Consider the following 12,583-nt stretch of genomic DNA (forward strand, 5'->3'; position numbering starts at 1 on the left):
GGTTCACAGGGTGTCGTTCTGCCAGAGTGGCATGCGGGTGTCGCTCTCCGGCGTTGGCAGGCCGAGGTGGTGATAGACCCGGTTGGTGGCCACGCGACCGCGTGGGGTGCGCTGCAGATAGCCCTGCTGGATCAGGAAGGGTTCCAGCACATCTTCGATGGTGTCGCGGGCTTCGCCAATCGCCGCCGCCAGGTTGTCAACGCCAACGGGGCCGCCGCCGAATTTTTCAATGACGGCCAGTAACAGTTTGCGGTCCATCAGATCCAGACCCACCGGGTCGACGTCCAGCATGGAAAGTGCGGCATCGGCAATGCGGGCGTTGATGCCGCCGGTATGGTCGGCGGCACGGATCTCGGCATAGTCGCGGACGCGACGAAGTAACCGGTTGGCAATGCGCGGGGTGCCACGGGAGCGCTTGGCCACTTCCAGCGCGCCGTCATCCGCCAGGGCCATTTCCAGGAGACGGGCCGAGCGGGCCACGATCTGCTGCAGATCTTCCGGTGCGTAAAACTCCAGACGCGACACGATGCCGAAACGATCCCGTAGCGGGTTGGTCAACATGCCGGCGCGTGTGGTGGCACCGACCAGTGTAAATGGCGGCAAATCGAGTTTCACTGAGCGGGCGGCAGGGCCTTCGCCGATCATGATATCGATCTGATAATCCTCAAGCGCTGGGTAGAGAATCTCTTCGACCACGGGCGATAGACGATGAATTTCGTCGATGAACAGCACATCGTGCGGTTCCAGATTGGTGAGCAGCGCGGCTAGGTCACCCGGACGTTCCAGAACCGGCCCACTGGTCTGACGAAGATTGACGCCGAGTTCATGCGCAATGATGTGCGCTAGTGTGGTCTTGCCCAAGCCCGGAGGGCCAAAGAGCAGGACGTGATCGAGGGCATCACCGCGTTTCTTGGCGGCTTCGATAAATAGACCCAGCTGGTCTCGCACCTTGTGCTGGCCTGTGTAGTCGGCCAGCCGCTTTGGGCGCAGTGCCCGTTCCAGCGCTTCTTCCTGACGGGAGGCGCTGGTCGGGGTAATCAACCGGTCGGACGCGGTCGAGAAATCATCCGTCTCGATCACATGCGCTCCGCGTGGGTCAGGGAGTTGCGATGGTTCAGCCACTGGTTGGTAATGGCCACCGCCAGTGCCAGCAGTGTCGGGCCAATAAAGATACCGACAAAACCAAATCCCAGAATGCCGCCAAAGGTGCCTAGCGCGATGAGCAGAAAGGGCAGGCTGGCGGTGTGTGCGATCAGGATCGGGCGAACGACGTTATCCACGCTACTAATACCGGCAGCGCCCCAGACAGCCATGAAAATGGCCCAGCCGGTGAGGCCCTGGTCATACAGCCAGTAAGCAGCAGCCATCCAGATGAGCACCGGGCCCGCCGGCAGCATCGAAGTCATAAAGGTGGCGGCACCGAGCAGCCCGGCATTGGGGACACCGGCAATACGGAAGCCAATGTAGGCCACCAGCCCCTGGGCGGCGGCTGTGCCGAGAATGCCCACCATGACGCCGATGATGGTCTTACCGGCCACATTGACCATGTGCAGACCGATGTCGCCACTCAGCCGGCGCGCGGCACTGCGCAACCACTGGGCCCATTGTTCGCCATCGCGATAGGCAAAGAAGGCAATAAAGATGGCCAGCAATACCTGCAGTACGCCATTGGCAATCCCTGTGGCTGCGCCGGTAATCAGTTTGCGGGCTGGCTCATATATGCGCTGCAGAATTTCGGTGGAGGCACCGGCGTCATTGGTCAGGTGCGTCCAGTACTCCAGCGCATGCTCGCCAACGACAGGCAGGTTGATCAGCCATTCCGGCGGCGTGGGAATCCCGCCATCAAATTTCTGACGAACGGTTTCTGCCAGTACAGCAGCCACTTTGGTCGCCTGCCCCCCCAGGAAAAACATGGGGATCAGAATCACCACCGTGAGCAGCACGGTCATCAGAGCAGCAGCCAGCGTTTTACGCTTGCCGAGCTTGTTGACCAGCCAGCGGTAGGGACTCCAGGTGGCCACCACAATAATCAGGGCGGTGAGCAGCGGCGATAGAAAGGGGCGCAATACCCACAGCACCCCGATGATGAGCAGGGCGATGATCGTGATGCGGGAGATCTGTAGTCCGGGGGAGTACATGCGCTATGTCCTTGGGCCGGTTATTTCAGTCCGGACAACTGTTTCAGAGCGAGACGGATGGCGTCCGTGGTGCTGACACCGGCGGGCAGGGCTTTGGTGGCACTTTGCGCTTCCTTGGCATTGTAGCCGAGTGCGACCAGGGCATCGATCGTGTCCTGTAACGGGTCGGCAGCGATCGTCTGGCCGGCCGCCAGGATGGTGGCCTGTCCGCTCAGGGCATCCAGTTTGCCTTTCAGCTCCAGCAGCAGTCGCTCGGCTGTTTTTTTGCCAATGCCCGGGATGCGGGTAAAGCAGGCCACATCTTGGCGGGCAATGGCCGCCGCCAGCTCATCGACATTCAGGCCGGAGAGCACGGCCAGGGCCATGCGGGCCCCAACACCGGAGATCTTGATCAGTTGCCGGAAGGCAACGCGCTCCTGCTCGTGCAGAAAGCCATACAGGAAGTGACCATCTTCGCGCACCGCCATATGGATATGCAAAGTCACCGGGGCATCCAGCGCGGGTAACTCGCAGAAGGTATTCATTGACACATCGACTTCATAGCCTACCCCCTGGACATCGAGCATGATGGCGGGTGGTTGCTTGGCAATGAGGCGGCCGTTTAAGCGTCCGATCATGGGGTGTTGCTCCGGGCGGTCGATGTGCGCACCGGCGCACGGTTCAGAAGTTCGCTGTCGGCCAGCGCCAGCAGACGACCGCCGCGCTGGCGTCGTCCGGGGGCGGCCAACTGACCCAGCCCTTGCGAAGCATGGGCATGGCAAATGGCACAGGCGAGGGCGTCGGCCGCATCGCTGCCGGGCTCACCGGGCAGCGTGAGCAAGCGCATCACCATATGAGCTACCTGCTGTTTGGCGGCTTTGCCATGACCAACCACGGATTGTTTCACCTGCAATGCGGTGTATTCGCTAACGGGGAGCTGCTGAGATACCAAGGCGGTAATGGCCGCACCGCGGGCCTGGCCCAGTAATAAGGTGGATTGCGGGTTGACGTTGGAGAACACCTGTTCAACCGCCGCAATGTGCGGTTGGTAGGTGCCGATAATGTCAGTGATGCCGGCAAAGAGCGTATGCAGTCGCTGCGGCAGATGCTGGTTGCCATCGGATTTAATGCAGCCGCTGGCCACATAACGCAGCTTCTGGCCCTGTACGTCAATGACACCGAAGCCGGTCGTGCGCAGACCTGGGTCAATACCCAGAATCCGGGTAACAGTGGGGTTGGTCGTGCGCGTGACCGTGGCCAAGAGATCAGGCCTCGTCGAAAACAGCGCTGGTGTAGACCGCCTGCACGTCATCCAGGGATTCAATGGCGTCAATCAGCTTCTGCATTTTGGCCGCATCGTCACCCGTCAGCTCGGTTTCGTTGAGCGGACGCATGGTGACTTCAGCCATCTCCGGTTTGAAGCCAGCAGCGGTCAGCGCCTCTTGCACGGTGCCAAAATCGTTCGGCGGGCACAGCACTTCCAGCGCGCCATCCTCATGGGTCAGCACGTCATCGGCACCGGCCTCGATGGCGGTGTCCATCAGCGCGGCTTCATCGGTGCCCGGCGCGAACAGAAACTGGCCGCAATGCTGAAACTGGAAGGCCACGCAACCATCCGTGCCCAGGTTGCCGCCATGCTTGGAGAATGCATGACGTACATCAGCAACGGTGCGGGTTTTATTGTCGGTCAGGCAGTCCACGATCACCGCGGCACCATTGGTACCGTAGCCCTCGTAGCGCAGTTCAACGTATTCAACGCCTTCCAGCTCGCCGGTGCCTTTTTTAACGGCGCGGTCGATATTGTCGGCAGGCATGTTAACGCCTTTCGCACGGTCGATTGCCATGCGCAGACGCGGGTTAAAGTTGATGTCGCCACCGCCCATTTTTGCAGCGACGGTAATTTCCTTGGCCAGACGCGAAAAGACGCGCCCACGTTTTTCATCCTGGCGACCTTTACGGTGTTGGATATTTGCCCATTTACTATGACCGGCCATGCGATTTCCTGAATACGGGTGTCGAGAACTCTGACAAAAAAATAGGGAAACGCCCGCAACGGGCGGGCGCTTCGTACTACGTTGAATTATACGGCTTTCCTGCGGTTTTCGGCAGGGCCGCCCATCGGGTCCGGGACTTAGACTGCGACCAGGTGTGTGCGCAGTGACTTCAGGGCTTTTGCCTCAATCTGGCGGATCCGTTCTGCCGAAACGCCATACTCGTCGGCCAGTTCCTGCAGCGTCGCGCCGCTGTCATCGGCCAACCAGCGGGCGGTGACGATATGACGACTGCGATCATCCAGCTGGGCCAGCGCGTGTTGCAGGCCGTCAGACTGTAGGCGGTCACGGTCACGCGCTTCCAACACCGCGGTCGGCTCCATGGTGTCATCGGCCAGATAGTCGATCGGGGCGAAGTTGTCTTCATCCGAGACGTCCGGTCCCGGATCCAGCGCGATGTCATGGCCGGAGAGGCGCATGTTCATTTCGCGCACATCGGCTTCCGACACGTTCAACTGGGTGGCAATGGCTTCCGTCGTCGCCTGATCCAGATGGCTGGCGTTGCCTTTCATGCTGCGCAGGTTAAAGAACAGTTTGCGCTGGGCTTTGGTGGTGGCCACTTTGACCAGGCGCCAGTTCTTCAGCACATACTCATGGATTTCGGCCTTGATCCAGTGCATGGCAAACGATACCAGGCGCACACCGCGTTCCGGATCGAAGCGCTTGACGGCCTTCATCAGGCCGACGTTGCCTTCCTGGATCAGGTCGGCGTGCGGCAGGCCATAGCCTAGATACTGGCGGGCGGTAGAAACCACCAGGCGCAGGTGCGACAGAATCAGCTGACGGGCAGCGTCCAGGTCATCCTGGTCACGCAGGCGGCGAGCGAGCGATTGCTCTTCCTGCTCGGTGAGCATGGGGTATTGCTGAACGGCACGGATGTAGGCGTCCAGATTGCCAACCGGCGATGGCATCGCGGTTAGCGCATTCATTTTGGGATTGGCAATAGTCATTGCAGTCGTTGTCATGGTTTCCCTTTCGCTATTATCGTTTTTTTGGCACTCAAAGCAATAGAGTGCTAAAAACGTCAAAAGTTCCCGGAAACCCCAATTATTTTTAAGGGACCACGATCAGGAAGCCGAATGTCAGAAAAAGCACTAATAAAACAGTGCCTTGCATGAGGTTGGTGCGTTCGGTCGCCAGGGCGATGTTGGCCACCCAGAGCGTGGCCAGCAGCATGACCATTTCGTTGTTGGGTAACCCAAGGATCAGGGTATGGCCCATATAGGATGCTGCCAGCAGGATGGCGGGTACACTGAGCGAGAGGGTGGCCAGGCCGCTGCCCAGGGCGATGTTGACAGAGCGTTGCAGCCGGTTGTGCAGGGCGGCATTGGCCGAGGCCAGGCATTCGGGGGCGAGCACCAGCATGGCGACAAACAGGCCGCCCAGTGCTTCCGGTAGGTTCTTGGCTTCTAGCTGGTCATCAATAAGTACAGCCAGTTCTTCGGCCAGAAAGACGACCAGAAAAAGGTTGCCGACCAGCCAGCCAATGCTGAGCATCAGCTCATGACGGGTGTGTTGGCCTTGCCGGCTACGCTGTGAGCCATTCGGGTCGAAGGTCAGGGGTTCTGGTGCCGAACGATCCTTGAACATCTGACGATGCCGTCGGGTCTGTATGAATAGGAAGATGGCGTACAGGACGATGGAAACGACGGCAATAAAGACTTCCTGGGCCAATGCCAGGCTTGGCCCAATGGTGCTGCTGGTGAAGTTGGGTAAGACCAGGGCCAGAATGGCCAGCGGGACAATGAGGCCCAGATAGGTCAGCGCACCTTCCGTGTTCACCGTCTGTTGCCGGTGGACGAAGGCACCGATGAACATGGCCAATCCCAGCATCAGACCAACCGTGATCATGACAGTGGCCGCAATCGTGTCGCGGACAAAGGTGGGATTGCTGTCGCTGTGCCCGAGCACGGTGATCATGATGGCCACTTCGATGATGGTGGCCGACATGGTCAGAATGAGCGTGCCATAGGGCTCGCCCAGCATCTCGGCCAGTTCATCGGCGTGATGTGTGACGCGGAAGATGGCAGAAAGCGTAATGAGAAATAGGCTGCCGGCCAGCCAGCCTTGATAGGGCAAGTGGTTGATGGCGAGGGGCGAAAAGAAAATAGCGGCGGCCGTGATCAGGCACAGCAGGAATGGCCATTCGGCCCGCAGCTGTTTCATGACTTACTGGCCGAGCAGAGCTTCGGCAAAGGCGCGGGCGGTAAAGGGCTGCAGATCTTCGACCTGTTCGCCGACGCCGACGTAACGGACCGGTTTGGGGCACTGTTTGGCAATCGCGGCAATAACGCCGCCTTTGGCGGAGCCGTCGAGTTTGGTGATCACCAGCCCCGTGACGCCAATAGCTTTGTCGAAGGCCTTAACTTGACCGATGGCGTTTTGCCCGATGGTGCCGTCCAGTACCAGCAGCACTTCGTGCGGTGCTGTGGCTTCGGCTTTGCTGATGACACGACGGATTTTGGCGATTTCGTCCATCAGATGCATCTGGGTGGGCAGTCGGCCGGCCGTATCGGCCAGCACAATATCAATGCCCCGGGCCTTGGCTGCCTGAACCGCGTCGAAAATTACGGCTGACGGGTCGCCGCCTTCCTGGGCAATAACGGTGACGTTATTGCGCTCACCCCAGGCCTGGAGTTGTTCCCGGGCGGCAGCCCGGAAGGTGTCGCCCGCTGCAAGTAGCACAGAATGGCCAGCGGCCTGGAAATGATGGGTCAGCTTGCCCAGCGTGGTGGTCTTGCCCGCGCCATTGATGCCGGCGACCATGATCACAAAAGGCGATCCGGCGGGCGGTGTAATCTGGAGTGGGGCTTCCAGTGGTTGCAGCAGCTCGGCCAGGCTATCGACCATCGCGGCCTGAATGGCCTCGGGGGTTTGCAGATGATCGCGGCGAGCACGTTGGCGCAGGTCTTCCAGGAGCGTGACAGTGGCTTCGACGCCGACATCCGCTGAAAGCAGCAGCGTTTCGAGTTCTTCCAGCAGTTCGTCATCGACCTTGCCGCGGGAAAACAGGCTGCGCACAGAACCGCCAATGGATTGCCGGGTCTTGGAGAGACCGGCGAAAAGACGTTCGCGCCAGGAGCGGCGAGGTTGATTATCGGTAGCGTCAGACATGGCGGCGGGGGTATCCTTCGTAATCTGATGATTCTAGCGTAGACCGATCTTATTATGCGACCTCGATTTGCTTTACGGCTTTTGGCCTGTCTGTCCCCCTGGTGGGTGGCAACCACCAGTCTGGCGGCCAGCACGCAAGACAATACCTTTGAAACCACGCTGAGCAACGGTATGCGGGTGGTGGTGCGCGAAGATCATCGGGCGCCGACGGCGGTGCAGATGGTCTGGTACCGCGTGGGGAGTATTGACGAGCACGATGGCGTCACCGGGGTGGCCCACGTGACGGAGCATATGATGTTCAAAGGGACGCCGAAAGTGGGCCCGGGCGAGTTCAATCGTCGGGTAGCGGCCCTCGGTGGGCGCGATAACGCCTTTACCAGCACCGATTACACGGCCTACTTCCAGCAGGTGCCGGCCAGCCAGCTGAAAACGGTGATGGGGCTGGAGGCCGACCGGATGCGCCATCTGACCCTCGAGCCGGGCGGTTACAGCAAGGAAATCCAGGTCATTATGGAAGAGCGCCGGATGCGCACGGATGACCAGTCGACGGCCCGGGTCTATGAGGCCATGAATGCGGTCACCTGGCAGGCACACCCCTATCGGCGACCGATTATCGGCTGGATGAGTGATCTGGAGCAGATGACGGTGCAGGATGTGCGGGACTGGTATCGTCGTTGGTACGCGCCAAACAATGCCATTCTGGTGGTGGTGGGCGATGTGAATTACCAGCAGGTCTTCAGCTGGGCGAAACAGACCTACGGCGCTATCGCCGCTCGCGCCTTGCCGGAGCGCAAACAGTATGAAGAGCCTGTGCAGGCAGGCCAGCGCCAGCTGGACGTAAAAGCCCCAGCTGACCTGCCGATGCTGGTGATGGCGTGGAAGGCCCCCCGTCTGAATAACCCGCAAACTGATGTGGACCCGTATGCGTTGGAGATGCTGGCGCAGATTCTGGATGGCCACGAAGCGGCCCGTTTGCCGGCGGCGCTGGTACGCGAGCAACAGGTCGCGGTATCGGTGGACAGCAGTTACGATGCCACGCACCGCGGACCGGGGTTGTTCCTGCTGCAGGCGTCACCTCGCCCCGGTCATTCGGTGGGCGAACTGGAGCAAGCGATCCGTGCCGTGCTGGCTGAAGTGGCCAAGAATGGCGTGACGGCGCAGGAGTTGAAACGGGCGCGCAGCCAGTTGCAGTCTTCCGAGGTCTATAAAAAAGATTCTGTTATGGGGCAGGCCATGGAAATCGGCATGCTGGAAACCCTGGGTTATGGCTGGCAGAGCAGTGCCCTCATGCTTGACCGCCTGAACCAGGTGACGCAAGCCGATGTGCAGCGCGTGGCACAAAGTTACTTTAAGGATGACCAGCTCACGGTCGCCCGTCTGGAGCCGCAACCGCTGGATGCGGCTGAGCAGGCGGCCCGCGCCAAGCGGGCAGAAAATGTTCAAGCCGGAGGTCGTCACTGATGCGAGACTTTACAAGTATGTCCGTGCACATCGTGCGTGGTGCAACAGCAATGATTGCCACGTGCCTGCTCGCAGTCGGCTCAGCGTTCGCCGCGCCAGTGCAGTCCTGGACAACACCGCAAGGCACGCGGGTGTACTTTATAGAAACGCATGCGCTGCCGATGATCGATGTGCAGATCAGTTTTCTGGCGGGGGGGGCCTTCGATCCGGCCGACAAGCCGGGCTTGGCCGCCATGACGGCGGCGATGCTGGATCAGGGGGCCGCAAGCCGCGATGAAAAAGCCGTCGCCGAAACGCTGGCCGATATCGGTGCGCAGTTGGGGAGTGGTGCCGGTATGGATAGCGCCACCGTGAGCCTACGAACCCTGTCGGATCCGGAGCGCCGCACAACCGCCGTGGGTCTGATGGTGGATGCGTTAAGCCAGCCACATTTTGATGCGGCGGTATTCAAACGGGACCAGGCGCGCAGCATTGCCGCACTCAAGGAATCGCTGACCAAACCACAGGTGTTGTCACAGCGCGCTTATATGTCGGCGATTTATCCGGATCATCCCTATGGCCGCTTGACTACGCCAGAGTCGCTGTCGGTCATTTCCCGCTCGGACCTGGAGACTTTCTGGAAGCGTCATTACAGTGCGGCGCGCGCCAGCATTGCCCTGGTGGGTGATCTGACGCGACCGGAGGCTGAGGCGCTGGTGCAGCAGATGACCGCCAATCTGCCGGTGGATCAGGCCGATGTGCCCAAAGGCTTGCCGTCGCCGGCGGTGACCCAGGCGCGTACGGTACGCGTCGATCACCCGGCGTCACAGGCACATCTGCTGTTGGGTATGCCGTCGGTCGCACGGGATGATCCGGAACAGATTGCTTTGCAGGTCGGTAACTACACGCTGGGTGGCGGTGGCTTCGTCTCGCTGCTGACCAAGGCGGTGCGCGAAGATCGGGGCTATGCGTACAGCGTGTACAGTTATTTTGATCCCAAACTGGTAGCCGGGCCGTTTACGATTGGCCTCGAGACCAAGCGTTCTCAAGCGGACGATGCGTTGAAGGTAGTGGATCAGGTGCTCAAGGATTTTGTCAGTAAGGGACCGACACCCGCTCAGCTCAAAGCGGCGCAGGACAATATTGCCGGGGGCTTTGCGCTGCGTATTGATTCCAACAGCAAGCTGGCAGCGAATCTGAATGTGATGGCTTTTTATGGCCTGCCCACTGACTGGCTGGAGCAATACCCGGTTCGGGTGCGTGCGCTGACGGCCGAGCAGGTACGTGACGCTTTCCGCAAGCATGTGATGCCGGATGGGCTCGTTACTGTCCGCACGGCGGCGGATTGAGGTTCTAGCCATGCGTCGTGCAGCACCGACGGCAGTCCGCCGCGGGCAACCCCCGAAAGCCCGTCCGCCGAATCAAACCAACCAGGTGCGCATCATTGGCGGGCGGCATCGCGGTCGCAAGCTGGTCGTTGCGGATGCGCCGGGTTTGCGGCCGACACCTGATCGGGTGCGGGAAACGCTGTTCAACTGGCTGGGCCAGAATCTGACCGGCTGGCATTGTCTGGATCTATTTGCCGGGTCCGGTGCCCTTGGTTTCGAGGCGGCTTCGCGGGGAGCCGCCGAATCGATTCTGGTAGAGCAGGCGGTGCCGGTGGCCCGGTGCCTACAGGCGGCCGCTCAGACGCTGGGTGATCCGGCTGTCCGGGTGGTGTGTGCCGATGCACTGGCCTATCTCAAGCGACCGGTGGGGGCTGCTTCGCAGCGGCTGGATCTGGTGTTTCTGGATCCGCCCTATGGACAGGGATGGCTGGATCGGGTCATCATGCCCTTGTTGCCGCATCTGGCCGATGATGCGCGGCTGTATATCGAGTCGGAACAGGCGTTGCCGGATGATCTGGCGCCGAGGTTGACCTGTGTGCGCCGTGGTCTCGCCGGACAGGTGCATTATCATCTCTACGCCTATGCCTCTGAACCTACTGACCAGGAATCCTCCTGACATGCTGAAACGTGAAATCGCCATCTATCCGGGCACCTTTGATCCGTTGACCTGCGGCCATGAAGACCTCGTGCGTCGTGCCGCCGAACTGTTTGATGAAGTAGTGTTAGCGGTTGCTGAAAGCCCGGCCAAGTCGCCAGTGTTCAGTTTGCAGGAGCGGATCGAAATGGCGCAAGCTGCGCTGGCGCCTTTGGGCAATGTCCGTGTGGTCGGCTTTGCCGGCCTGTTGATGGATTTTGTGCATGCCCAGAACGCCAAAGTGCTGATTCGCGGTTTGCGCGCGGTATCTGATTTCGAATACGAATTCCAGATGGCCGGTATGAACCGTCGTCTTTATCCGGAAGTGGAAACGGTGTTTCTGACGCCGGGTGAGCGGCACATGTTTGTGTCGGCCACGATGGTGCGGGAAATCGCCCGTCTGGGTGGCGATGTCAGCTCTTTTGTGTCACCGCACGTCAATGCCTGCTTTGTAGCCCGGGGATGGGGTAAGCCATCACCCTGATGCGGGAAGGGTGGCTAAAAATCCGCCGATGGGCGAGAATCCCGTTTTTACTGTTTTGTTGTCCAGGAGTCTGCTATGTCGCTCATAATCACCGATGAGTGCATCAACTGTGATGTCTGTGAACCGGAATGCCCGAATGAGGCCATTTCCCAGGGTCCGGAAATTTATGTGATCGATCCGAACAAGTGCACGGAATGCGTGGGTCATTACGACGAACCGCAGTGCCAGCAGGTGTGTCCGGTGGATTGTATTCCCAAGGATCCGGCGCATGAAGAAAACCAGGAACAGCTCTGGGCGAAGTACGAGAAGCTGACGGGTAAATAAGTTCAAGGCTCGGAGGCGAACGAAAGCGCGGTAGCCGGTACGCGCTCTTAGCTCAAGTGCCGCTGCGCGCCAATTCGCTAATCACGCGCACCCGTCTCCGCGCCTGGGCCAGCCTCTGACCATTAGCGGTTAGACGTGATGTTTGGTGTGCATGAGCGGCGAATTGGCGCGAGTAAAACGAAGCGGCACAAATATTACTTCTGGCAGTGTGGGCAGTAAAACGTGGATCGCCCCGCCTGTCGGATACGCCGGACGGGTTTGCCGCATCCCAGACAGGGCTGCCCCTCACGTTCATAGACGGCGCATTGCAGCTGGAAGCAGCCGGCGCCGCCATCCGAATGCACGTAATCTCGTACGCTGGAGCCGCCCGCCGCAACGGCGGCAGAAAGTGTCTGGCGCACTGCATCGGCGAGTCGGTCACAGCGGTTGGCGCTAATGTTGTTGGCGGCCCGTAGCGGTGAAATACGCGACAGAAACAGACTTTCTGCGGCGTAGATGTTGCCGATCCCCACGACCAGATGACTATCCATGAGTACCGGCTTAATCGGACCGGCGCGTTTGTGCAGATGGGTGTGCAGCCATTCACCATCAAATCCCGTTTCCAGCGGTTCAACCCCCAGCACGGCCAGCAGCGGATGGGTTTCCAGCGGGGTGTCGTGATCGTGCCAGAGCAGCGCCCCGAAGCGTCGGGGGTCGCGTAAGCGCAGCACGCGGTCCGCAAAAATAATATCCACGTGATCGTGCCGCTGGGGTGGGGTATCCGGCGGCACGATGCGTAGGCTGCCCGACATGCCCAAGTGCAGAATCAGGCTGGCCGTGGTGTTTCCGGAGACCTGATCCAGATCAAATAGCAGATATTTGCCCCGGCGACGAATGCCGGCGAGGCGGGCGCCGCGTAGCCGTTCGTTCAATCGCTCGGGGAGTGGATAGCGTAGTCGCGGGGTGCGTGTGATGGCACCGGTGATGAATCGGCCGGTTAGCTCGGGTTCCAGCCCGAGTCGGCTGACTTCTACCTCGGGAAGTTCGGGCAT

General features: G+C 60.2%; 14 protein-coding genes. 5 read left to right on the top strand and 9 right to left on the bottom strand.

Going from position 1 to position 12,583, the window contains the following annotated elements:
* Nucleotides 1-3: 3 nt before the first annotated feature.
* From ruvB to ftsY, 8 genes are all read right to left on the bottom strand, one after another.
* Entirely contained in the window at nucleotides 4-1,080 is a 1,077-nt protein-coding gene (gene ruvB, locus AC3GOJ_RS07700; RefSeq protein ID WP_488236882.1) for a Holliday junction branch migration DNA helicase RuvB, read from the bottom strand.
* Nucleotides 1,077-2,138, bottom strand: a complete 1,062-nt coding sequence (locus tag AC3GOJ_RS07705) for an AI-2E family transporter (RefSeq protein WP_488236883.1) — start codon at nucleotides 2,136-2,138, stop codon at nucleotides 1,077-1,079. The genes ruvB and AC3GOJ_RS07705 overlap by 4 nt, the downstream gene beginning before the upstream one ends.
* A gap of 20 nt (nucleotides 2,139-2,158) precedes the next feature.
* Entirely contained in the window at nucleotides 2,159-2,755 is a 597-nt protein-coding gene (gene ruvA, locus AC3GOJ_RS07710; protein WP_488236884.1) for a Holliday junction branch migration protein RuvA, read from the bottom strand.
* Nucleotides 2,752-3,378 carry a crossover junction endodeoxyribonuclease RuvC gene (gene ruvC, locus AC3GOJ_RS07715; protein WP_488236885.1) on the bottom strand — a complete coding sequence of 209 codons (627 nt, stop codon included), beginning with the start codon at nucleotides 3,376-3,378 and terminating at the stop codon, nucleotides 2,752-2,754. Before ruvC ends, ruvA begins: the two co-directional genes overlap by 4 nt.
* A gap of 4 nt (nucleotides 3,379-3,382) precedes the next feature.
* Nucleotides 3,383-4,111 carry a YebC/PmpR family DNA-binding transcriptional regulator gene (locus AC3GOJ_RS07720; protein ID WP_488236886.1) on the bottom strand — a complete coding sequence of 243 codons (729 nt, stop codon included), beginning with the start codon at nucleotides 4,109-4,111 and terminating at the stop codon, nucleotides 3,383-3,385.
* 137 nt (nucleotides 4,112-4,248) lie between these two features.
* Nucleotides 4,249-5,133 carry an RNA polymerase sigma factor RpoH gene (gene rpoH, locus AC3GOJ_RS07725; RefSeq protein ID WP_488236887.1) on the bottom strand — a complete coding sequence of 295 codons (885 nt, stop codon included), beginning with the start codon at nucleotides 5,131-5,133 and terminating at the stop codon, nucleotides 4,249-4,251.
* Nucleotides 5,134-5,221: 88 nt separating this feature from the next.
* On the bottom strand, nucleotides 5,222-6,334 hold the full coding sequence (locus tag AC3GOJ_RS07730) for a calcium:cation antiporter (RefSeq protein ID WP_488236888.1): 1,113 nt from the start codon (nucleotides 6,332-6,334) through the stop codon (nucleotides 5,222-5,224).
* Between the two features lie 3 nt (nucleotides 6,335-6,337).
* Nucleotides 6,338-7,282 carry a signal recognition particle-docking protein FtsY gene (gene ftsY / locus AC3GOJ_RS07735; RefSeq protein WP_488236889.1) on the bottom strand — a complete coding sequence of 315 codons (945 nt, stop codon included), beginning with the start codon at nucleotides 7,280-7,282 and terminating at the stop codon, nucleotides 6,338-6,340.
* A 54-nt stretch (nucleotides 7,283-7,336) separates the two neighbouring features.
* Here ftsY and AC3GOJ_RS07740 point away from each other — a divergent pair, with 54 nt between their 5' ends.
* The 5 genes from AC3GOJ_RS07740 (at nucleotide 7,337) to AC3GOJ_RS07760 (ending at nucleotide 11,552) form a co-directional block, all read left to right on the top strand.
* Entirely contained in the window at nucleotides 7,337-8,743 is a 1,407-nt protein-coding gene (locus AC3GOJ_RS07740; protein ID WP_488236890.1) for a M16 family metallopeptidase, read from the top strand.
* The gene (locus tag AC3GOJ_RS07745; protein ID WP_488236891.1) at nucleotides 8,743-10,071 is read left to right on the top strand and encodes a M16 family metallopeptidase; all 1,329 of its coding nucleotides are present in this window, start codon (nucleotides 8,743-8,745) and stop codon (nucleotides 10,069-10,071) included. The genes AC3GOJ_RS07740 and AC3GOJ_RS07745 overlap by 1 nt, the downstream gene beginning before the upstream one ends.
* 10 nt (nucleotides 10,072-10,081) lie before the next feature.
* Nucleotides 10,082-10,726 carry a 16S rRNA (guanine(966)-N(2))-methyltransferase RsmD gene (gene rsmD / locus AC3GOJ_RS07750; RefSeq protein ID WP_488236892.1) on the top strand — a complete coding sequence of 215 codons (645 nt, stop codon included), beginning with the start codon at nucleotides 10,082-10,084 and terminating at the stop codon, nucleotides 10,724-10,726.
* A gap of 4 nt (nucleotides 10,727-10,730) precedes the next feature.
* A complete protein-coding gene (gene coaD, locus AC3GOJ_RS07755) occupies nucleotides 10,731-11,228 on the top strand; it encodes a pantetheine-phosphate adenylyltransferase (RefSeq protein ID WP_488236908.1) in 498 nt (165 codons plus the stop codon).
* 75 nt (nucleotides 11,229-11,303) lie between these two features.
* Complete coding sequence (locus AC3GOJ_RS07760) at nucleotides 11,304-11,552, top strand: YfhL family 4Fe-4S dicluster ferredoxin (RefSeq protein ID WP_488236893.1); 249 nt, start codon at nucleotides 11,304-11,306, stop codon at nucleotides 11,550-11,552.
* A 194-nt stretch (nucleotides 11,553-11,746) separates the two neighbouring features.
* Here AC3GOJ_RS07760 and mutM read toward each other — a convergent pair whose 3' ends face one another.
* A complete protein-coding gene (gene mutM / locus AC3GOJ_RS07765; RefSeq protein WP_488236894.1) occupies nucleotides 11,747-12,583 on the bottom strand; it encodes a bifunctional DNA-formamidopyrimidine glycosylase/DNA-(apurinic or apyrimidinic site) lyase in 837 nt (278 codons plus the stop codon).

This window comes from Fluviibacter sp. (assembly GCF_057744235.1).

What these genes read in the sequence shown, in the direction of transcription:
- AC3GOJ_RS07720 (WP_488236886.1), bottom strand. Translation starts at nt 4,111, where the DNA reads ATGGCCGGTCATAGTAAATGGGCAAATATCCAACACCGTAAAGGTCGC.
- ruvA (WP_488236884.1), bottom strand. Translation starts at nt 2,755, where the DNA reads ATGATCGGACGCTTAAACGGCCGCCTCATTGCCAAGCAACCACCCGCC.
- AC3GOJ_RS07705 (WP_488236883.1), bottom strand. Translation starts at nt 2,138, where the DNA reads ATGTACTCCCCCGGACTACAGATCTCCCGCATCACGATCATCGCCCTG.
- AC3GOJ_RS07730 (WP_488236888.1), bottom strand. Translation starts at nt 6,334, where the DNA reads ATGAAACAGCTGCGGGCCGAATGGCCATTCCTGCTGTGCCTGATCACG.
- AC3GOJ_RS07760 (WP_488236893.1), top strand. Translation starts at nt 11,304, where the DNA reads ATGTCGCTCATAATCACCGATGAGTGCATCAACTGTGATGTCTGTGAA.
- AC3GOJ_RS07740 (WP_488236890.1), top strand. Translation starts at nt 7,337, where the DNA reads ATGCGACCTCGATTTGCTTTACGGCTTTTGGCCTGTCTGTCCCCCTGG.
- ftsY (WP_488236889.1), bottom strand. Translation starts at nt 7,282, where the DNA reads ATGTCTGACGCTACCGATAATCAACCTCGCCGCTCCTGGCGCGAACGT.
- mutM (WP_488236894.1), bottom strand. Translation starts at nt 12,583, where the DNA reads ATGCCCGAACTTCCCGAGGTAGAAGTCAGCCGACTCGGGCTGGAACCC.
- rpoH (WP_488236887.1), bottom strand. Translation starts at nt 5,133, where the DNA reads ATGACAACGACTGCAATGACTATTGCCAATCCCAAAATGAATGCGCTA.
- rsmD (WP_488236892.1), top strand. Translation starts at nt 10,082, where the DNA reads ATGCGTCGTGCAGCACCGACGGCAGTCCGCCGCGGGCAACCCCCGAAA.
- AC3GOJ_RS07745 (WP_488236891.1), top strand. Translation starts at nt 8,743, where the DNA reads ATGCGAGACTTTACAAGTATGTCCGTGCACATCGTGCGTGGTGCAACA.